General features: G+C 72.8%; 17 protein-coding genes and 1 pseudogene. 15 read left to right on the top strand and 3 right to left on the bottom strand.

Annotated elements, in window-relative coordinates; all coding sequences use genetic code 11:
* Positions 1–20: 20 nt before the first annotated feature.
* The 8 genes from J8M50_RS43375 (at position 21) to J8M50_RS43335 (ending at position 10099) form a co-directional block, all read left to right on the top strand.
* Positions 21–1028: a S66 peptidase family protein gene (locus J8M50_RS43375; protein ID WP_010352816.1), complete on the top strand. Its 1008-nt coding sequence runs from the start codon at positions 21–23 to the stop codon at positions 1026–1028.
* Positions 1029–1113: 85 nt separating this feature from the next.
* Positions 1114–3858, top strand: coding sequence for a helix-turn-helix transcriptional regulator (locus J8M50_RS49515; protein ID WP_308010577.1), 2745 nt, complete (start codon positions 1114–1116; stop codon positions 3856–3858).
* 121 nt (positions 3859–3979) lie between these two features.
* Complete coding sequence (locus J8M50_RS43360) at positions 3980–5605, top strand: S53 family peptidase (RefSeq protein WP_029183727.1); 1626 nt, start codon at positions 3980–3982, stop codon at positions 5603–5605.
* Positions 5606–5765: 160 nt separating this feature from the next.
* Complete coding sequence (locus J8M50_RS43355; protein ID WP_010352820.1) at positions 5766–6434, top strand: DsbA family oxidoreductase; 669 nt, start codon at positions 5766–5768, stop codon at positions 6432–6434.
* A 252-nt stretch (positions 6435–6686) separates the two neighbouring features.
* Positions 6687–7352 carry a response regulator transcription factor gene (locus J8M50_RS43350; RefSeq protein ID WP_040836096.1) on the top strand — a complete coding sequence of 222 codons (666 nt, stop codon included), beginning with the start codon at positions 6687–6689 and terminating at the stop codon, positions 7350–7352.
* A gap of 161 nt (positions 7353–7513) precedes the next feature.
* Positions 7514–8035 carry a hypothetical protein gene (locus J8M50_RS43345; RefSeq protein WP_010352822.1) on the top strand — a complete coding sequence of 174 codons (522 nt, stop codon included), beginning with the start codon at positions 7514–7516 and terminating at the stop codon, positions 8033–8035.
* Between the two features lie 148 nt (positions 8036–8183).
* Positions 8184–9113: a squalene/phytoene synthase family protein gene (locus J8M50_RS43340; protein WP_029183728.1), complete on the top strand. Its 930-nt coding sequence runs from the start codon at positions 8184–8186 to the stop codon at positions 9111–9113.
* Between the two features lie 53 nt (positions 9114–9166).
* A complete protein-coding gene (locus J8M50_RS43335; RefSeq protein ID WP_010352824.1) occupies positions 9167–10099 on the top strand; it encodes an LLM class F420-dependent oxidoreductase in 933 nt (310 codons plus the stop codon).
* Between the two features lie 111 nt (positions 10100–10210).
* Here the strand turns inward: J8M50_RS43335 and J8M50_RS43330 are convergent, their stop codons facing one another.
* Positions 10211–10969 (bottom strand): DeoR/GlpR family DNA-binding transcription regulator, encoded by a 759-nt coding sequence (locus tag J8M50_RS43330; protein WP_010352825.1) that lies wholly within the window; start codon positions 10967–10969, stop codon positions 10211–10213.
* 49 nt (positions 10970–11018) lie between these two features.
* Here J8M50_RS43330 and J8M50_RS43325 point away from each other — a divergent pair, with 49 nt between their 5' ends.
* From J8M50_RS43325 to J8M50_RS43310, 4 genes are all read left to right on the top strand, one after another.
* Positions 11019–11690, top strand: coding sequence for an NUDIX domain-containing protein (locus J8M50_RS43325; protein ID WP_010352826.1), 672 nt, complete (start codon positions 11019–11021; stop codon positions 11688–11690).
* A gap of 59 nt (positions 11691–11749) precedes the next feature.
* Positions 11750–12343, top strand: a complete 594-nt coding sequence (locus J8M50_RS43320) for an Rv1733c family protein (RefSeq protein WP_010352827.1) — start codon at positions 11750–11752, stop codon at positions 12341–12343.
* A 105-nt stretch (positions 12344–12448) separates the two neighbouring features.
* Positions 12449–13423, top strand: coding sequence for an acetylxylan esterase (locus tag J8M50_RS43315; protein ID WP_010352828.1), 975 nt, complete (start codon positions 12449–12451; stop codon positions 13421–13423).
* A gap of 103 nt (positions 13424–13526) precedes the next feature.
* Complete coding sequence (locus J8M50_RS43310; protein WP_010352829.1) at positions 13527–14666, top strand: EstA family serine hydrolase; 1140 nt, start codon at positions 13527–13529, stop codon at positions 14664–14666.
* Between the two features lie 22 nt (positions 14667–14688).
* On the opposite strand, the gene J8M50_RS43305 is transcribed toward J8M50_RS43310, so the two are convergent.
* Complete coding sequence (locus J8M50_RS43305) at positions 14689–15393, bottom strand: class I SAM-dependent DNA methyltransferase (protein ID WP_010352830.1); 705 nt, start codon at positions 15391–15393, stop codon at positions 14689–14691.
* Between the two features lie 54 nt (positions 15394–15447).
* On the opposite strand from J8M50_RS43305, the gene J8M50_RS43300 reads away from it, so the two are divergent.
* The 3 genes and pseudogenes from J8M50_RS43300 to J8M50_RS43290 all read left to right on the top strand — a co-directional run.
* Positions 15448–15831 carry a nuclear transport factor 2 family protein gene (locus J8M50_RS43300; protein ID WP_010352831.1) on the top strand — a complete coding sequence of 128 codons (384 nt, stop codon included), beginning with the start codon at positions 15448–15450 and terminating at the stop codon, positions 15829–15831.
* A gap of 381 nt (positions 15832–16212) precedes the next feature.
* Complete coding sequence (gene rho / locus J8M50_RS43295) at positions 16213–17352, top strand: transcription termination factor Rho (protein WP_010352833.1); 1140 nt, start codon at positions 16213–16215, stop codon at positions 17350–17352.
* A gap of 88 nt (positions 17353–17440) precedes the next feature.
* Positions 17441–18295, top strand: a pseudogene (locus J8M50_RS43290) (D-alanyl-D-alanine carboxypeptidase family protein); the annotation flags it as partial.
* 83 nt (positions 18296–18378) lie between these two features.
* Here J8M50_RS43290 and J8M50_RS43285 read toward each other — a convergent pair.
* A complete protein-coding gene (locus J8M50_RS43285) occupies positions 18379–19716 on the bottom strand; it encodes a glycosyltransferase family 87 protein (RefSeq protein ID WP_029183729.1) in 1338 nt (445 codons plus the stop codon).
* Between the last annotated feature and the right edge of the window lie 19 nt (positions 19717–19735).

The raw sequence follows: 19735 nt of genomic DNA, 5'->3' as shown, positions 1-19735 counted from the left end.
GGAGCGGTGAGACTGCGGCGATGATCAGCCTGCTTCGTCCCCGTGCCCTCAAGCCCGGGGACCTCGTCGTCGTCGCCTCGCTGTCCGGGCCGCTGCACGCCGAGTACGAGCCCGATCTCGGCCGGGCCGTGGCCGTACTGGAGGGGATGGGGTTCCGGGTGCGCCGGGCGCCGCTCCTCGAAGCCGGGCGGCGGCGCTGGTGGAGCGCGGCGCGGCCGGCGGAGATCGCCGAGGAGTTCAACAGCCTGCTGCGGGACCCCGAGGTGCGGGCGATCGTCGCGCACGACGGGGGCCAGACCGTGTTCGGCTATCTCGACCTCATCGACTACGACGCGGTCGCCGCCGACCCCAAGCCGGTCCTCGGCCTCAGCGACATCTCCCTCCTGCACCTGGTGCTGTACGCCCGCACGGGCCTGGTCGGCTTCCACACCGACGTGGCCACCCCCGGCCTCGGCGGCCACTGGCAGCGCGCGTCCCCGGCCCGCCGGGCGGAGCTGGCGCGGCTCTACACGACGCTGCTGACCAGCACGGAGCCGATCGGCGCGCTGCCGTCCGCACCGACGTGGGAGTGCTGGCGCCCCGGCCACGCCGAGGGCCCCCTCGTCGGCGGGGTCATCAACCGCATCGCCCTCAACCAGGCGACGCCGTACGCGCTCCCCCTCGAACGGTTCGACGGCGCGGTCCTGTTCTGGGAGGAGGCGGGCGGCCTCGCGGCGCACGTGTGGACGTACCTCCAGGTCATGCGGCACTGCGGCATCCTCGACCGGATCGCGGGCATGGTCGTCGGCGTCCCGGACGGCATCGCGGGCCTGGGTACGGGTACGCCGGACCCGACCCTGCGCGACCTCGTCCTCGACGCCCTCGGCGACCGGGACATCCCCGTGCTCGGCAACGTCGACTTCGGGCACGCGGGGGCGAACCTGCCAATGCCGGTGGGGGTGCGGGCGGGGCTGGACGCGGGGGCGCGGACGCTGTCGCTGCTCGAACCAGCCATACGGGACGCACACGGTGGCATGGACGGTTATTGACAAGCGGAATCCAGCCAGGTTGTCATGAGCACATGATCCGCCCCGACCGCAGACCCGTCCCCGGCGCCGAAGGCCACCGCCCCCTGTGCTCCTGACCTGCCGCCGGGACCTGCTCGACACCGCACGGGCCGAACTGGCCACCGCCCCCGGGGTGTTGTTCCACGGCCCCGCCGGAATCGGCAAGTCCACGCTGGTGGACGCGCTCCTGACGACCGCCCAGGCCGCGACGGTCCTGCGCTGCTCCCCTTCTGAAGACGACGCCGAACTCCCGTACGCCGGGCTCGTCGACCTGTTCGCGCAGGTGCCGGACAGCCGCCTGGACTCCCTCGCGCCGCCGCTCCGGGAGGCGTTGCGGGGCGCGCTGCTGCGGGGCGAGGCACCGGGCGACGGCCGGGGCAGGCTCGCCGTACGCGTCGCCGTGCTCGACGTCCTGCGAGGGCTCGCGGGGCCCGTGCTGCTGGTCGTCGACGGGATGCAGTGGCTCGACGCGGAGAGCGCCGAGGTGCTCGCGTTCGTGGTGCGCCGGGTGGGCGGGCTCGATCTGCGGGTGGTGGCCGCCGAGCGGGTCGCGGACGGGGAGCGGCCGGAGGGGGTGTGTCCGCCGGGTACGGCCGTGCTGCGGATGCCGCCCTTGTCGTACGACGAGGTGGCGCGGATCGTGCGCGCCGACCTGCCACCTGACGTGCTGCGTGCGCTCCAGGAGACCGCCGCCGGAAACCCGTCGTACGCACTGGAGTTGCAGCACTCCGCCCTGCTCGGCCCGGTGCTGGACGTCCCCCGGCACCTGCGTACCCGGCTGCTGGCGGAGATGCCGGAAGGCGTACGGCGGACGCTGCTCGTCGCGAGCGCCGCCGAGCGTCCGAGCCTCACCGTGCTGCGGGCCGCCGGGCTCGACGACCCGGCCTGCGGCCTCGCGGCGGCCGGCGGCGACGGGGTCGTACGGTTCGCGCACCCCGTCGTACGGGCCGCCGTGTACGCCGACGCGTCGGCGGGTGAACGCCGGGAGGCGCACGCCCTGTTGGCGGGTGCGGTCGGCGACCTGGTGGAGCGGGCCCGGCATCTCGCGTACGCGCGCCCGTACGAGGACGAGGACACCGCGCGCACGCTGGAGTCGGCGGCGGAGCACGCGCGCGGGCGCGGGGAGCCCGACGCCGCGTTCGAGCTGGCGCGGCTCGCGGCTCGCCGTACCCCAGGGGAACACGCGCGCGCCGAACGGCTGTTGGCCGCCGCCGGGTACGCCTGTGACGCGGGGCGGCAGGAGGAGGCGGGCGAGGCCGCCGAGGCGGTGCTGGCCGGGTCGGGGCACGCCCGGCAGCGGGTGCGGGCGCGGGTGGTGCTGCTGCGCAACGCCGGGCAGGCGCTGGAGGGGGCGCACGAGCTGATCGCGGAGGGGCTGCGGGACGCGGCCGGGGACGCGGAGGCCGAGGGCTGGTTGCACTACTGGGCTGCCGTACGGGGCCTGCTGTGCGGGGAGTTGACCGAGGCGGCCCGCCACGCGCGCCGGGCCGCCGTGCTCGGCGACACGGACACCCGGGTCGGCGCGCTGGCCACGCTCGGCCGGGTGCTGTCGCTGGCCGGGGAGCCGGACGCGGCCGGGGCCGCCCTGGAGGAGGCGCTCGCGCTGACGGGCGGTCACAGCGGGCCCGACGGCTGGGGGCTGATCCGGATGCGGGCGATCCTCGCGCTGGACTCGGACCGGGTCGGCGAGGCCCGCGCGCAGGTCGCCGGGCTCCTCGCGGTGATCGGCGAGGTCGCCGGGGTCGAGGAGACGACGGCCACCCTGGTCGCGCTGACCCGTATCCAGGTGCGCGCCGGGGACTGCCGCGAGGCCCTGGCCACCGCCGCGCGCTGCGAGGCGGGCGTGGGGACGGCGCCCGTGCTGTACGCGCGGGCCCTCGCGGCGACCGTGGGCGGCACCGCCGACGAGGCCCGCCGTCTCGCCGGGGACGCGGTCCGCGCCTCGGAGGCCGACGGCGACCGGCTGTTCCTGGTGCGCGCGCTCGCGGTCCTCGGACAGGCCGAACTCCTCACCGGCGACCCGCAGGGCGCGGCGACGGCGGTCGAGGCGCTCCAGCGGGTGCGGGACCTCGGGGAGGCGATGGGCGCCGCCGATCCGCCGCTGCTGCACTGGTACGCGGATCTCGCGGAGGCCCTGGTGGTCCTCGGCGAGAGCGACGAGGCCGGTGCGGTGCTGCGCGAGGCCCGCGCACGCATGTCGGGGGAGGTACCGGGCAGCGCGCTGGCGGCCCTGGAGCGGGCGGAGGGGCTGCACGCGGCGGGCCTCGGCGACGCGAAGGAGGGGGTCGTACGGCTGCGGACGGCCGTCGAGCGGCTGCGGCGGCTGCCGTTGCCGGTGGACCTCGTACGGACGCTGACCGCGCTCGGGACGGTCGAGCGGCGGGCCCGGCACCGCAGCGCGGCGCGGGCGGTGCTCGGGGAGGCGCTGGAGACGGCGGAGCGGATCGGGGCCGCCGCGCTCGCGGTGCGGGCCGGGGCGGAGCTGGCGCGGCTGGACGCCGGGGAGCGCGGCGAGGGTCCCGGGCTGACGCCGACGGAGGCGCGGATCGCGGAGCTGGTCGGGGGCGGGGCCACCAACCGGGAGGTCGCCGCGAAGCTGTTCATCAGCGTCAAGACCGTGGAGGGGGCGCTGTCGCGGGTCTACCGGAAGGTGGGGGTGCGGTCGCGGACGGCGCTCGCGCACGCGATGGCGGTCGCCGTGCTGGCCTCGGGCGCGGCGGTGGACGCCCCCGACGACGAGCGGGTCGTACCGGCGGTGACGGTCGGTCAGCCGAGCCGCTCCTACAACCGGCGTTTCGACACACGGCGTTGACACGACATGCGCTGTTAACACGTGACGCAAGGGTTCCCCCGCTTATGAGGGGTGGCCGGATCTTCCTACGGTGAAGCCGTTCCGCTTCAGGAACAGCACCCCCCACTCCCCGGAGGACTCGGTGAAGTCACGCCTGAAACTGCTCGGTCTGGTCGCCGTCCCGGCTCTCCTCACCGCCGCGATCCCCGCCGCGTACGCCTCCGACGCCCCGCACACGACGCGCGCCGCGATCGCCGGTGACGTCGTCAAGGGCCTCGGCCACGACGCGGCCCGTACGGGGCAGGTCGCCTCCGGCAAGCGCATATCCGTGGCCGTGAGCCTGACGCCCAGAGGCGGCTCGGCGCTGGACACGTTCGTCGCCAAGGTCAGTGACCCCAAGTCGAGTTCGTACCGCCACTACCTCACCAAGGCCCAGTTCGCCGCCCGCTTCGGGCGCGGCGACGCCGAGGTCGAGCAGGTCAAGGACTACCTCCGCGCGCAGGGCCTGACCGTGGGCAAGGTCCACGCGGGCAACCTCCTCGTCGACGCGAGCGGCACCGCCGCGCAGTTGCAGAAGGCATTCGGCACGGAGCTGGCGACGTACAAGGACGCGGCGACCGGCCGGACCTTCTACGCCAACTCCTCGGCGCCGACGCTCCCTTCCGCCATCGCCTCCCTCGTGAGCGACGTCGCCGGCCTCAACAACCGCGCCCAGCTCCACCACCAGGCCATCTCGCGGACGGTCACCCCGAAGGACGGCCCCGGCGGCGGCTACACCCCGGCCCAGCTCAAGGGCGGCTACAACGTGTCCGGCACGTACACCGGCAGCGGGCAGAAGATCGCGCTGCTGGAGTTCGACGGGTTCCAGCAGGCCAACATCACGAAGTACGACACGAACTACAGCCTGGGTTCCCCCGCGCCGACCGTGCAGAAGGTCGACGGCGGGTCCGGGGCGCTCGGTGACGGGCAGGTCGAGGTCGAGCTGGACATCGAGGTGCTGCACGCGATCGCGCCCAAGGCGAACGTGACGGTCTTCGAGGGGCCCAACTCCGACGCCGGGGAGGTCGACACGTACCAGGCGATCGTCGACAGCGGCATCCCGACCACCTCCATCAGCTGGGGTGCGGCGGAGTCGGCGCGCACCACGTCCAACATGAACGCCGTGGACGCCGTGTTCAAGGCGGGCGCCGCGCAGGGGCTCGGCTTCTACGCCGCCTCCGGTGACGACGGTTCCGACGACGCGAAGGACGGCGGTACGTCCGTCGACTACCCGGCGAGCGACCCGTACGTCACGGGGGTCGGCGGCACGCGGCTGACCGTCACCTCCGGCAACGCCTTCAGCAAGGAGGTGGCCTGGTCCGGCGGCGGTGGCGGCAAGTCCTCCGTCTTCAAGATCCCGAGCTGGCAGACCGCCGTCCAGAAGAGCGCGGGCGGCGGCTTCCGCCAGGTCCCGGACGTCGCCGCGCACGCCAACCCGACGCCCGGTCTGTCCATCTACTCGCAGGGCTCCTGGTCCTCGGTGGGCGGCACCAGCGCGGCGGCGCCGGAGTGGGCGGCCTTCGCGGCGCTCTACAACCAGCAGGCGGCGGCTGCGGGCAAGGCCAACCTCGGGTTCGCCAACCCGTCGCTGTACGCGGCGAACGGCACCGGGTTCCATGACGTGACCAGCGGTAGCAACGGTGCGTACTCGGCGGCGTCGGGCTGGGACTTCACGACCGGGTGGGGGTCGTACAACGCGGGGACGCTGGCGGCGAAGCTGCTTGGCTGAGCCGTAGGGGGACGGAGAAGGGGTGGGCCAGGTGCCCACCCCTTTTTCGTTGTGCCGCCGGGGTCGGCGGGGTCGGCGGCGTAACTTGATGGCACTCTCAACTTGGGTGCTAGAGTCACATCTTGAGGGTGACATCAAGTTACTGGAAGGCGGTCCCCCGATGGACTCGACAACAGCCCCCGCCACGACCCGGCTGACGGTCGACCTGTGGGCGGACGTCCTCTGCCCCTGGTGCTACATCGGCGGACACCGGCTGGTCAGGACCGTCCGGACCTCCTCGCACGCCGACGCCATCGACCTGCGGATCCGCACCTTCCAGCTCGACCCGGCCGCACCCGCCACCGTCTCCCGGACCCTGGAGCACCTGTCGCGGACGTACGGCATCTCCCCCGCGCAGGCCAGGGCCACGGAAGCGGGGCTGGCGCAGCGGGCCGCCGTCGAGGGGCTGCGGTACGAGATCGACCGGCCGGTCGGCAACACGTCGGACATGCTGCGACTGGTCCACCTCGGCAAGGGGCACGGGCTCGCGTGGGAGTACCTGCGGGCGATGCAGACCGAGGTGTTCACCGGCAACGGGAACGCCTTCGAGCACGACACGCTGGTCCGGCTCGGGGAGCGGCTCGGGATTCCCGGGGAGGAGATCCGCGAGACCCTTTCCACCGGCCGCTACCTGGACGCGGTGCGCGCGGACCACGCGGAGGCCGTGGCTCTCGGCGCGACCGGCGTTCCGTTCACCGTGCTCGGGGGCCGCCTCGGTATCCCTGGCGCGGCGAGCAGGAGCCAGTACGCCGCTGCGATCGAGCGGGCGTGGGAGGGGGTGGGGGGCTGAGAGCGGGGCCGTACGTCGTTTCCTTCGGCAACCTGTGATGTGATCTCCGGTCCGTCGACACACTCGGTTGGTGTCCTCGGGTGGGCCCGGACGTGATGTCCGCGCCGGCCACCGAGACGACCCCGAGGAACCACCGTGCCTTCCGCGACGAAACGCCCCCGACCTCCTGGCTGCGCTGGAGGTCCGGGGCACGCGCATGACGGAGGCGGGCTTCAACACCCCGTGACCGCAGCCCCCTTCGAGGAGAACCCCGTGCGCGTACTGCTCGTCGAGGACGACCGGGACACCGCCGACGCCGTACGGCGCAGCCTGACCCGGCACGGCTACCACGTCACCTGGGCGCCCACCGGTCACGCCGCCCTGACCGCCGTGGAACCGGACATCGTCCTGCTGGACCTCGGCCTGCCCGACATGGACGGGCTGGACGTCTGCCAGGAACTGCGGGCGCGCGGCGACGTACCGATCGTCATCGTCAGCGGACGCGACAGCGAGACCGACAAGGTCGTGGGCCTGGAACTCGGAGCGGACGACTACGTCGTGAAGCCGTTCCGGATCCGCGAACTCGTAGCCCGCATGCGGGCGGTGACCCGCAGACACCACCGGGACCGCCCCCGCACACCCCCCGACGTCTACGGCCGCCTAACCGTCCACCGCCCCGCCCACCGCGTCTACCTGGACGGCACCGAAGTCCCCCTGCGCCCCAAGGAGTTCACCCTCCTGACCTTCCTCACGGACCGTCTGGAGGAACTGGTCCCCCGCGAGACGATCATGTCGGCGGTCTGGGACGCCAACTGGTACGGCTCGACGAAGACACTCGACGCACACGTGTCGGTACTACGCCGCAAACTCGGCACCGCGCTGCGCATCGAGTCGGTACGGGGGGTCGGGTTCCGCACGTCGGTCACCGGCGGTACGTAGCCGGCACCGGCCGTCCGACGCAGGACCGCATGCGACCGCTTCCGGCACATCCCTTTTGAATCCGCACCACCCGATCGGATGGCTTGCCCCGGCCTCCGGCAACCACACATCTCCCCCACCAGTTCCTCACCAGTAACTCGCATCTCACTCTGGGGGGACACATGAACCAGCAGCACCCGCAGCCGCCGAAGAAGCGGTCCGTCGGCAAGACCATCGGCATCGGCTGCGGCGGAGCGTTCGGCCTCCTCGTCGTCCTCGGCATCGTCGGAGCCCTCGTCAGCGGAGGCGACGACAAGGAGTCCAGCGGCACCAAGGTGACCCCGACGACCTCCCGCGTCGAACGCCCCGCGACCGACGCGAAACCGAAGACCGAGCACAAGCCCAAAACCGTCGTTCTCAAGGTCTGGGGCACCGCCCCCGCAGGCGCCCTCGGCCCCATGAACATCACCTACGGCTCCGACAACGACACCCGCCAAGGCACCTTCAAGAACGGCGAGTTCACCACCACCCTCCCCCTGCACAACGACGCCCTCTACTACACGATCACCGCCCAACTCCAGGGCTCCGGCGACATCAACTGCTCCGTCACCATCACCGACCACACCGAAAAGGCCCACGCCTCCGGCGGCTACAACATCTGCCACGCCCAGGCGAACAAGGGGATCTTCGGCGGCTGGGACTGACACCGTGCCGTACCGGTCCGTGTCGGGCGAGCCCGGCGCCGTCGGTGAGCAGGGGTGAACCGTACAAGTACGTGCCGAGCACAGCGGCGTTGATGGTCGCGCCCGGCTCGGCACGGATCGACATCGTCCGCTGCCCTACGATCACCGCGTGAGCACGTGGAAGCGAAGTCTGGACGCGGCAGGTGTACGGGAGCCCGGGTTGCGGCGGGACTACGGGGAGCAGCGGCGGACGGTGGCCCGGTATCGGCGGGCCTCGTACGTCGCCGTCCGGCTTCTGCTTCCCGCCCCGGCCCTCCCGCACGTCCTGGCCGCCACCGCGTTCATGCACCACAGCGACGGCCTCCTCGACACCGGCCCCCACGCGCAGCGCGCGGCGGCGTGGGCCGAGTGGGAGCGGCAGGTCCGGGAGGCTCTGCGGACGGGGACGAGTTCCGACGCGGTCCTGCGCGCGCTGGTCCACACGGTCGCCGCCCGCCCCCGGCTGCGCGGCGTCCTGGAGACGTACCTCGCCACCGCCACCGCCGAACTCGACTTCGCCGGCTTCACCACCGAGGCCGACTACCAGGCGTACGTCGACGCCTACACGTTCCCCGCCTTCATGCTGATCGCCACCCTGGTCGGCCCCGAGGAGGACGACGGGGACTTCCGCGCCGCCTGCCGCACCTACATCGACGGCAGCCAGCGCCTCGACTTCACCAACGACCTCGCGGAGGACCTGCGCGAGGGACGCCCGGGCATCCCGTCGGAGACCCTGAAGCGGTTCTCGCTGACGGAGGACGACTTGAGGGCGGGCCACGAGACGGACGCGATACGGGAGTTGGTGACCCACGAGATCACCAGGGCCCGGGCCGACCTCGACGCCGCCGCCCGCCTCCCCCACCTCGCCCCCGCCCCCTACCGCCCCCTCCTCCTGGCCCTGATCGACATCGAACTCCTCACCGCGGACGCGGCACTCGCCCGGGGCGCGGGGCTCCTGAAGGGCTCGGCGGAGCCGTCACCGGCGGGAGCGCTGCGGGTACTCCTCAAGTCCCGCCTGGGCCGCCGGAGTTCCGGGGGCCAGTTCGCACGACCGACATGAAGCTGTCACACCCGGCCGGAATTTCCTTCGCCGGGAGGGCTGTTGGGACCGACATGACTGTCGGAGTGGCGCTCAACGCGCCGGACGCGTCCAACCAGGTTGATGCGACTGTGGAGTTGGCGAAGGAGGCCGCTGCCGCCGGGCTCAGGTCCGCGTGGTTCGGGCAGACTTTCGGCGCGGACTCCCCGCAGCTCGCGGCGATCGTCGGGCGGGAGGTGCCCGGCTTGCAGGTGGGGACGTCCGCGATTCCCGTCTTCGGCCGTCACCCGTTGGTGGTCAACAGCCAGGCGCAGACCGCTCAGGCCGCCACACACGGCCGTTATCACCTGGGGCTGGCGCTGGGGACGAAGCTCCTCGCCGAGGGCGGTTTCGGCTTGCCGTTCGAGCGACCCGTCGCCCGGCTGCGTGAATTCCTCACCGCGCTACGGCAGTTGACCGAGACCGGTACGGCCGACTTCCGCGGCGAACTGCTCACCGCGACCCCTCCGCTCCCGGCGCGCGTACCCGGCGCGGAGGGCGGGGTTCCTGTCCTCGTCGCCGCGATGGGACCCCAAGCACTCCGGGCCAGCGGCGAGTTGGCGGACGGAATCCTGCCGTACCTGGCGGGCCCGCGTGCCCTCGCCGAGCACATCGTCCCGGCGCTCACCAAGGCGGCCGAGGCCGCCGGGCGCCCTGCCCCGAGGGTCGTGGCGCTGGTGCCCGGCGTGGTCACGGACGACGTGGACGCCGTACGCGCCAAGGCGACCGAGAGCCTCGCGTTCTACGAACAGATCCCGTCCTACGCCCGTGTCATCGAGCTGTCCGGCGGCCGGCGCGCCGCCGACCTCGCGGTGATCGGCGACGAGAAGGCCGTCGAGGCGGAGGTGCGGCGGTACCGGGACGCGGGGGCGACGGAGGTCGTGTTCGCGGGGACGGAACTCGCGGGGGAGGAAGCCCGCAGGCGGACGTGGACGCTGCTCGGCGAACTGGCCCGCCGAGAAGGGTGAGTTGGCCTGGCTGAAGCCCCTTCACCCGCCTCAGCGAGGGAGCGCGGCGGTTCGTGACCGCCAGGGCCTCGGCAGCCCGAGTTGCCCACACAGGGTCCGCCGCGCACCCCTTCAGCCCGCCGCCAGCACCTCCACCCCCCGCGCCGCGAGTTGCCCAAGAACGGCGTGCCCCGGATCCGCATCGGTCACCACCCCGCTCACGTCCTCCCAAGCCAGCACCCGGAACCGCGACGCCGCCCCGATCTTCTCGGACGACGCGAGGATGTACGTCTCCGCCGCCCGCCCCGCCAACGCCCGCTTCATGGCGGCCTCTTCGGCGTCCCCGGTGGTCAACCCAGCCTCGGGATGCACCCCGGTCACCCCGAGCAGACACAGATCGGCGGAGACGTTCTGCGCCGCCTCCACGGCAGCAGCCCCACAGGCCACCGCCGAGTGCTTGAAGAGCCGCCCCCCGAGGAGAAACACCTCGGCGACAGGATGCTCCAGCAAGGCGGACGCGACAGTCGGACTGTGCGTGATGACCGTGCACTCCAGGTCCGCCGGAAGAGCGCGCGCGACAGCCAGCGCGGTGGTCCCCCCGTCCAGAATCACGGCACCCCCCGGCCGCACCAGCCCCGCGGCCACAGCGGCGACCTTCCGCTTCCCCTCAGGCGTGACGCCCTGCCGGGCGGCGTAGTCCACGACGGCCGGCGAGACCGGCAGCGCCCCGCCGTACACCCGCTGGCACAACCCCTCCGCCGCGAGATCCCGCAGGTCCCGCCGCACGCTGTCCTCGGAGATCCCCAGGCCGGCGGCCACGTCCTTCGCGACGACCTTCCCCTCCCGCGCGAGCAGACCCAGCAGATGATCCCGCCGTTCAGCAGCCAGCATGCACACTCTCTCCTGTTCTTGCACGTTTCTGCGTGTACTGTAACCCGCCATGACCACCGACCTCCCCCTCCCCGGCTACGACACCCCCGACCACCGGGGCCGCACGCACCTCGACCGCACCGGACGCGACCTGACCCGCAACCCCGATGTCCGCATCCGTGACGTGGAGTTGACCTCCCGGGGCTGGCACGTCCTGCGCCGCACCACGTACGACTACCGCCGCCGCGACGGCAGTTGGGTCACCCAGCAGCGCGAGACGTACGACCGGGGCAACGGCGCCGTGGTCCTCCCCTACGACGCCGACCGCCAACAGGTCCTGCTGGTACGCCAGTTCCGCTACCCCGCGTACGTCAACGACCACCCCGACGGCATGCTCGTCGAGGCCGCGGCCGGCCTCCTGGACGACGACACCCCTCTGACCGCGATCCGCCGCGAGGCGACGGAGGAACTCGGCGTCACCCTCGGCCCCCTCACCCACGTCTTCGACGCGTACATGAGCCCCGGCTCGGTCACCGAACGCCTGCATTTCTACGCGGCCCCCTACACGCCCGCCGACCGCACCGGCCCCGGCGGCGGCCTGGAGGAGGACGGCGAGGACATCGACGTACTGGAACTCCCCTTCAAGGAGGCCCTGGCCATGATCCGCGACGGCAGGATCGCGGACGGCAAGACGATCATGCTGCTCCAGTGGGCCGCCCTCGACGGTCCCTTCGGCAGTTGATTCGCGCCATACCGCCCGTTTCGTGCGGGAAGACCCTCCGAACTGGGTACGAGAAAGGTATGGGCGCTCGTACACGGACCCGGGTGCGCGGCTGGCGGTGGCGGAGCAATGCGCTGCGCCGTCCGTCGGACGTCGTCGAGGGGTGGACGGTGCTCGCGCTGGCGGTCCTGCTGCTGGTCGCGGCGCCGCTGGTGGGGGTGCTGGCGGGGATGTGGGCGCAGCGGGAGGGACAGGCGGTGGCCGACCGGCTACGGACCGAGCGCCACGAGGTGCGGGCCGAGGTCGTCGGCCGCATCCCCGACACCCCCGCGTCGGTGGGCGGGCGCGAGCAGTCGTACCGGGTGGCGGTCCGCTGGACCCCGCCGGGCGGGCAGCCCCGTACGACGACGGCGCCCGTCGACGCCGGTACCCGCACCGGCGACCGGGTCGACGTGTGGCTCGACGCCCGGGGCCACGGGGTGCGCCCGCCGCCCAGCTCGGCGATGGTGTGGCAGCAGTCCCTCTCGGTCGCGTTCTGCGCGGGCGGCGCCACGGCCGGGACGATCGTCGTCGGGTACGCCGCCTTCCGCCGCACGGCGCTGCGGCACCGGCTGGCGGAGTGGGAGCGGGACTGGGCCCTGACGGAACCCCGCTGGACGCGCCGCCGCGCGTGAACCCCGCATGACCTGCGGGAACCGAAAACTTTCGACCTCTGGTGGGCCTCCCGCACGCCACGTACGGTGAGATCGTCCGGCCACTTCCCCGAAGGCGGTTTCCCGATGCCCCTGTTCGACCTGTCCCTCGAAGAACTCCACGAGTACCGCAGCGAGTCGGTGGCCCCGGAGGACTTCGACGCGTTCTGGACGAAGACCCTCCAGGAAGCGCGGGAGCACGACCTGGACGCCCGTTTCGAGCCGGTCGACACGGGCCTGACGACGGTCGACGTGTACGACGTGACGTTCGCGGGCTATGGCGGCCACCCGGTGAAGGCGTGGTTCACCGTCCCGTCCGGCGCGACCGAGCCCCTGCCGCTGGTCGTGGAGTTCGTGGGCTACGGCGGCGGCCGGGGCCTCCCGCACGAGCACCTCCTGTGGGCGTCGACGGGCCGCGCCCACCTGATCATGGACACCCGGGGCCAGGGCAGCGCCTGGGGCGGCGGTGGCGGTACGGCCGACCCGGTGGGCGCCGCGCCCGCGTACCCGGGGTTCATGACACGCGGGATCGACGCGCCGGAGAACTACTACTACCGGCGTGTGTTCACGGACGGCGTGCGCGCGGTGGAGGCGGCCCGCTCGCACCCGCTGGCCGACGCGTCCCGCACGGTGGTCCTCGGCGGCAGCCAGGGCGGCGGCATCAGCATCGCGGTCTCGGGCCTCGTACCGGATCTCGCGGGCGCCGCCCCGGACGTACCGTTCCTGTGCGACTTCCCGCGCGCCACGATCCTCACGGACCGGCACCCGTACCGCGAGATCGGCCTGTTCCTGAAGACGCACCGGGGCCGCGCGGCCGACGTCCAGCGCACCCTCGCCTACTTCGACGGCGTCCACTTCGCGGCCCGCGCGAACGCGCCCGCCCTGTTCTCGGCGGCCCTGGAGGACCAGACGTGCCCGCCGTCGACGGTGTTCGCCGCGTTCAACGCGTGGGCGCACGACGACAAGCAGATCGAGGTGTACGACTTCAACGACCACGAGGGCGGCGGCCCGTACCAGGAGGAGACCAAGCTCCGCTGGCTGCGGGCGCTCACCGCACGCTGAGCGACGCGATCGGCCGGCACTTTCCCGGAGCCTCCCCTTCCCCTCCGTCCGACCGGTCGGTACGTTCTGGGTGCCCTGCTTCCCGACCCCCTGCGGAGGACCCATGACCGAGGTGCACGGCCACTGCGACGACCGGTTCGCCTCAGTGCGCGCGGCGTTCGAGGAGAACTTCCGCGAGCGGGACGAACTCGGCGCCGCCGTCACCGTGTTCGTGGCCGGGCAACCGGTCGCCGACCTCTGGGGCGGCTGGGCCGACGCCGCCCGCACCCGGCCCTGGGAGCGGGACACCGTCGTCAACGTCTGGTCCACCACCAAGGGCGTCACCTCCCTGTGCGCCCACCTCCTCGCCGACCGCGGCCTCCTGGACCTGGACACCGAAGTCGCCCACTACTGGCCCGAGTTCGCGGCGAACGGCAAGGAGCACGTCCTCGTACGGCACCTGCTGTCCCACCGCTCGGGCCTCTCGGGTCTCCAAGTCCCGCACAGCGTCGCCGAGTTGTACGACTGGGAGCTGACCGTCTCCCGGCTCGCGGCGGCCTCCCCGCTGTGGGAGCCCGGCAGCGCCTCCGGGTATCACGCCCTGCTCTTCGGCCACTTGATCGGCGAGGTCGTCCGGCGCGTCACCGGCCTCCGCCCAAGTGCCTTCCTGGAACAGGAGATCACCGGCCCGCTCGGGATCGACTTCACGATCGGGCTGCCCGAGAAGGACGCCGACCGCGCCGCCGAACTCGTCGCGCCGCCCGCCATGACGAGCACCCAACAGGCCGCGATGCTCGCCTCGTTGACGCCGATCGCCGTCGCCGCGCTCGCCAACCCGCCCGTCGGCGCGCCCGCCGCCAACTCCCCCGCCTGGCGCGCCGCCGAGATCCCGGCGGCCGGGGGCCACGGCACCGCGCGGGCCGTCGCCGAGCTGTACGGCCTGCTCGCCGGTGACCGGGGGTTCCTGTCCCCCTCGTCCGTCGAGCGGGTCCGCGAGGGGCAGGGCGCGTGCCGTGACCTGGTCATCGGGGCGCAGTTCGGGCGGGACACGGAGATCGGGCTCGGGCTGTGGCTGAGCGGGGCGCACGGGTCGTACGGGCCTAACCCGCGGGCGTTCGGGCACGACGGGTTCGGGGGGTCCTGCGGGCTCGCGGACCCGGAGGCGGGGGTGTCGCTGGGGTACGTGATGAACCGGATGGGGTCCCGGATCGCGGACGATCCGCGTAAGTCGGCGTTGGTGGAGGCGGTTTACGCGGCCTTGTGAGGGCTGGTTCCCGAAAGGCCGTCTACGCCGGTTTGTGGCCGACGATCAGCCGCGCCCTCGGGCTCCCGTCGTCCCGCGTCCCGAACTCCGGCAGCGCGCGCAGGCTCACCGCGAACCCGGCGCGCTCCAACTCCCGTCGTACGTCGGCGAGCCGGAAGGTCCGGTAGTACATCACGAACGGGGGACGCCACAGGGCGTTGCGGACCCGCATGGCGCCGTCGAAGCCAAGGAGCGCCCAGTACGCGGGAGTTGACGCCTTGGGCGGGGCGCCGACGGGGAACGCGAACGTTCCGCCGGGCCGCAGCGCGGTGTGCACCTGGCGGAACAGGCCCGGCAGTTCCCCGGGCAGGAAATGCCCGAACGCCCCGAAACTGACGACGAGATCGAACGCGGCGGTGAACGGCAGCGCCCTCGCGTCGGCCCGTACGAGCCGCGCGCCCTGTCCCTTCGCCCGCTCCAGCATCCCCGCGCTGAAGTCGACGCCGGTCACGCTCCCGCACACCTCGCCGAGCACCCCGAGCCCGGCGCCCGTCCCGCAGCACAGGTCGAGGCCGTCGCCGTACGGGCCCATCCCCTTCAGCGCCTCGACGGTCGCGTCGAGCACGGAGTCGGGCGTACGGAACGGGGTGTGGTCGAACTTCGGCGCGAGCAGGTCGTAGCCGTGCTCGACGGACGACAGCGCCTGGACGGCGAGTTCGCGCAGACTGGGGCCCTCGGGACTGAACATCCGGGTCAGCGTAGCTATCCTGGCGGTCCTTGTCCTGACCTGAGGGGGATACCCGTGCGCGCGTTTCGTGAGGCAGTCGAGTCCGGCGACATGGAGGCCGCCGTCGCGCTGCTGTCCGAGGACGTCGTCTTCACCAGCCCGGTCGTCCACAAGCCCTACCGGGGCAAGCCCATCACCGCCGCGATCCTCCGCGCCGTGGCCCAGGTCTTCCAAGACCTCCGCTACCAACGCGAGTTGACCGACGGCCCCGACCACGCCCTCATCTTCACGGCCCGCGTAGGCGACCGCGACCTGACCGGCTGCGACTTCATCCACGTCGACGAGACGGGCCAGATCGACGAACTCATGGTGATGGTACGCCCGTTGTCGGCGGCCCAGGCTCTCCAGGCCGCGATGGAGGCCAAGTTCACGGAGATCGCGGCGGACGCGGCGCGGTAGTCGAGGGCAGCCTGTACGCCTCGCCTCACGGCGAGATGCCGGGGCGGCTCGTCGCGGACCACCGGGGGACGACGCGCCGCTCCTACCTCGACGCGCCGTTCGGGGAGACCGTGGGGCCGGTCATGTGGGAAAGCGGGCTCGGGGAATAGTGGGGGAAGGTTCGGGGTTGACAGACCCGGGTACTTCCGGTGTTACATTGCGGAGAGCACTTGTGTACGTCCCGTCGTGGACGCCGGTGCGAATTCCCTTCTTCTGCGCCCCGTGAAAGCCGGGGTGTCTCTCAGCCGCCGGGAGCGCGTGTCGCCTCCCGAATTCTTCGCGGCGTTCTCCTTCCCCATCGCATGCCACATGCCCCGTCCGTCCGCGAAAGGACCGACCCTCATGACCACCACTCTCGAACACCCCCCGATCCAGCAGCAGCCCCCGACCCGGCTCGTGGCCGGCGTCCTCGACGTCGACGGCGGCGGGAAGGGCCACCTGCGCGGCCCCGGCCTGCTGGCCGAACCGGACGACCCGCAGGTCCCGGCGGCGCTGATCCGCCGTCACGGCCTGCGCCGCGGCGACCTCGTGGAGGGCCTGCGCGACCGGCGCGGCCTGACCGAGGTCACCTCGGTGGAGGGCCGTACGCCCGAAGTGGCGCCCCGGCGCCGCACGTTCGCCGAGCTGACGCCCCTGCACCCGTACGAGCGGCTGCGCCTGGAGCACCCCGCCTCGGGGCTCGCCGGCCGGGTCACCGACCTGTTCGCCCCCGTCGGCAAGGGCCAGCGCGGCCTGTTCGTCGCCCCGCCGAAGACCGGCAAGACGGTCCTGCTCCAGCAGCTCGCGGCGGCCGTCGCCGGCAACCACCCGGACGCCCGCCTGATGGTCCTCCTGCTCGACGAGCGCCCCGAGGAGGTCACCGACATGCGCCGCTCCGTACGCGGCGAGGTGTACGCCTCGACGTTCGACCGCGCGGCCCGCCAGCACACGGCGCTCGCCGAGCTGGTCGTCGAACGCGCGAAGCGGCTCGTCGAGGCCGGCGAGGACGTCGTGATCCTCCTCGACTCCCTGACCCGCCTGTGCCGCGCCCACAACAACGCGGCCCCCGGCAACGGCCGTACCCTCAGCGGCGGCGTCGACGCCGCCGCCCTGCTCGGCCCGAAGCGGTTCTTCGGCGCCGCGCGCGCCCTGGAGGAGGGCGGCTCCCTGACGATCCTGGCGACCGCGCTGGTCGAGACGGGGTCGCGGGCCGACGACTACTACTTCGAGGAGCTGAAGGGCACCGGCAACATGGAGCTGCGCCTCGACCGCGAGTCCGCGTCCCGGCGCCTGTTCCCCGCCGTCGACCTGTACGCCTCCGGCACCCGCCGCGAGGAACTCCTCCTGACCCCGGCCGAGTTGACGGCGACGCGCGGCCTGCGCCGGGCACTGGCCTCCCGGGACACCAGCACGGGTCTGGAGACCCTGCTGGAGCGGATGCGCAAGACGCCGGACAACGCGACGTTCCTGCGACAGGTACAGCCGACGCTGCCGGGTCAGTAGGGGCGCGCGTACGGCATCCGAGTGCTCGCCGCCCCCCGATCGGCACGGGCAGCACGCCGATCCGCATGATCGTTTCTACGTTGACCGTATGACGATCGGATTTTCCTCCCGGGCCGCCGTGTCGGCCTGCGCGCTGTGTGCCGTGGTGTCCCTGGCGGCAGGACCGCTGGCGTTCGCGTCGGCCGGACCGGGCACCCCCGATCCGCACCGGACGTCGTCCCCCGATCGTCCCCGGACGTCCGGCGCCCCCTCCCCCGCTCTCCTGCACCGCCCCGGCCCCCACGTCCACCCCCGCCCCGGCGCCCCCGCGCTCCCCGGCGTCTCGGCCCTCTCCTGGGTCGTCGCCGACGTGGACAGCGGCGCGGTCCTCGCTGCCTCCGACGCGCACCGCAAGCTGCCCCCGGCGAGCACCCTCAAGACCCTGTTCGCTCTGACCGTCCTGCCGGTCCTCCCCGCCGGCACCCGGCACCGCGTCACCCCCCGGGAACTGGAGGGCATCGGCGCGGGCAGCAGCATGGTCGGCGTCGCGGAGGGCCGTACGTACACGGTCGCCGACCTGTGGCGCGGCGTGTTCCTGAACTCGGGCAACGACGCCGTGCACGTCCTGGCCGCGCTCAACGGCGGCTGGGAGACGACGGCGACCCGTATGCAGGCCAAGGCGAGGGCGCTGGGCGCGCTGGACACGCACGTGCTGTCCCCGGACGGGTACGACACGCCGGGCCAGGTGTCGTCGGCGTACGACCTCGCCGTGTTCGGCCGCGCGGGGCTGCGCAACGCGGACTTCGCGCGGTACTGCGGGCTCGCGCGGGCCCGGTTCCCCGGGGGCGGCGGCTGGTCGTACGAGATCGAGAACACGAACCGGCTGCTGACCGGGGAGGACGGGGTCGCGGAGTATCCGGGGCTCGTCGGCGTGAAGAACGGTTACACCACCAACGCCGGGAACACGCTGGTCGCCGCGGCCCGCAAGGGTGGCCGGACGCTGGTGGTGACGGTGATGAACCCGCAGGCGGGCGGGGGGTTCGCGGTCTACGAGGAGGCGCGTGACCTGCTCGACTGGGGGTTCGCGGCGGCGGGGCGGGTGGATCCGGTGGGTTCACTGGACGCGCTGAGGGTGCGGCCCCGGCCGGGTCCCGACGTGCGCCCGGCGGTCGCGGCGGCCGTCCCGACGGGGGACGACGGATCCGGCTGGCCGGAGGCGGCGATGGTCGCCGGGGCGGCGGCGCTGGGGGCGGGCGGGGTGTCGTTCGTGCTGCGCGCGGGGAGGCGGCGTTGACCGGTCGGCAGCCACAGGAGGAGGCCGAGGGTGATCCATACGTACATGTTGCTGCCGAGGAACCCGTCGAGGCCGGACGCGTCATGGAACCAGATCCATACAACACTGGTGCACATGACGGCGTACAGAGTTGATGCGATCCGTACATAACCGGATCGGATCAACACGACGAACGACGGAATCAACCAGATCAAGTGATGCACCCAAGTGACGGGACTGACCAGACAGGCGGTCAACCCGGTCAATGCGAACGCTGTTCGCCACTCCCCCGCGCGCCGCACCCGCCACGCCCACACGGCGAGCACCACCAGCACGACCAGCGCCCACACGGCCTTGCTCTCCACCCCCAGGCGCGCGAGGACCCCTTGCAGGGACTGGTTGGAGACGTAGTCGAGGCGTCCCACGCGCGTGGTGTCCCATAGGGCGGTCGTCCAGTAGAACCGTGACGGGCCGGGGGCGACCAGCGCGGCGAGTCCGGTGGCGCCGACGGCGACGGCCGTGGCGACCCCGGCCGCGCGCCAGCGGCGGGTCACCAGGAGCAGCCCGATGAACAGCGCGGGCGTGAGTTTGACGGCCGCCGCGAGGCCGATACCGATGCCCGCCCAGCGTTCGCGGCCGGTCGCGAGGAGGTGGGCGTCGATCAGGACGAGCGCGAGCAGCAGGATGTTGACCTGGCCGAAGCTGATCGTGTCCCGCAGGGGTTCGAAGAGGGCCAGGACGCAGAGGGCGAGGCCGACGCTGTACCAGCCGTGCCGCTTCCACTCGCGGCCCGCGAGGAGGCGCAGGACCAGCGCGAGGGCGGCGAGGTTGAGCAGGAGGGCGGCGGCGATCGCCGTGTGCAGGCTCATCAGCGCCATGGGGAGCATCGCGACGGCCGCGAAGGGCGGGTAGGTGAAGCCGTACGGGGTGCCCGGGACGCGGTAGTCGTAGACGCGTCCGCCGTGGTGGACCCAGTGGTCGATGGTCCCCCAGTAGACGCGCAGGTCGAACCAGTCCCGCAGGAGCGGCACGGTCGCGGTGAACGCCGTCACGGCGGCGGCGAGCGCGAGGAACAGGTACAGGCGACCGCGGTCGGTCTCGGGGAGTCTCATGGTCCTCGGGGTTCGTGGG

Origin of the sequence: Streptomyces acidiscabies (assembly GCF_020010905.1) — a bacterium.
GTDB classification, from domain to species: domain Bacteria; phylum Actinomycetota; class Actinomycetes; order Streptomycetales; family Streptomycetaceae; genus Streptomyces; species Streptomyces acidiscabies.
Note: the sequence above shows the minus strand (reverse complement) of the source record. Positions and strands in the feature narration are given on the sequence as shown.

Coding starts and splice junctions, on each gene's coding strand:
- J8M50_RS43375 (WP_010352816.1), top strand. CDS start 21: ATGATCAGCCTGCTTCGTCCCCGTGCCCTCAAGCCCGGGGACCTCGTC.
- J8M50_RS43355 (WP_010352820.1), top strand. CDS start 5,766: ATGGACTCGACAACAGCCCCCGCCACGACCCGGCTGACGGTCGACCTG.
- J8M50_RS43345 (WP_010352822.1), top strand. CDS start 7,514: ATGAACCAGCAGCACCCGCAGCCGCCGAAGAAGCGGTCCGTCGGCAAG.
- J8M50_RS43335 (WP_010352824.1), top strand. CDS start 9,167: ATGACTGTCGGAGTGGCGCTCAACGCGCCGGACGCGTCCAACCAGGTT.
- J8M50_RS43330 (WP_010352825.1), bottom strand. CDS start 10,969: ATGCTGGCTGCTGAACGGCGGGATCATCTGCTGGGTCTGCTCGCGCGG.
- J8M50_RS43325 (WP_010352826.1), top strand. CDS start 11,019: ATGACCACCGACCTCCCCCTCCCCGGCTACGACACCCCCGACCACCGG.
- J8M50_RS43320 (WP_010352827.1), top strand. CDS start 11,750: ATGGGCGCTCGTACACGGACCCGGGTGCGCGGCTGGCGGTGGCGGAGC.
- J8M50_RS43315 (WP_010352828.1), top strand. CDS start 12,449: ATGCCCCTGTTCGACCTGTCCCTCGAAGAACTCCACGAGTACCGCAGC.
- J8M50_RS43310 (WP_010352829.1), top strand. CDS start 13,527: ATGACCGAGGTGCACGGCCACTGCGACGACCGGTTCGCCTCAGTGCGC.
- J8M50_RS43305 (WP_010352830.1), bottom strand. CDS start 15,393: ATGTTCAGTCCCGAGGGCCCCAGTCTGCGCGAACTCGCCGTCCAGGCG.
- rho (WP_010352833.1), top strand. CDS start 16,213: ATGACCACCACTCTCGAACACCCCCCGATCCAGCAGCAGCCCCCGACC.
- J8M50_RS43285 (WP_029183729.1), bottom strand. CDS start 19,716: ATGAGACTCCCCGAGACCGACCGCGGTCGCCTGTACCTGTTCCTCGCG.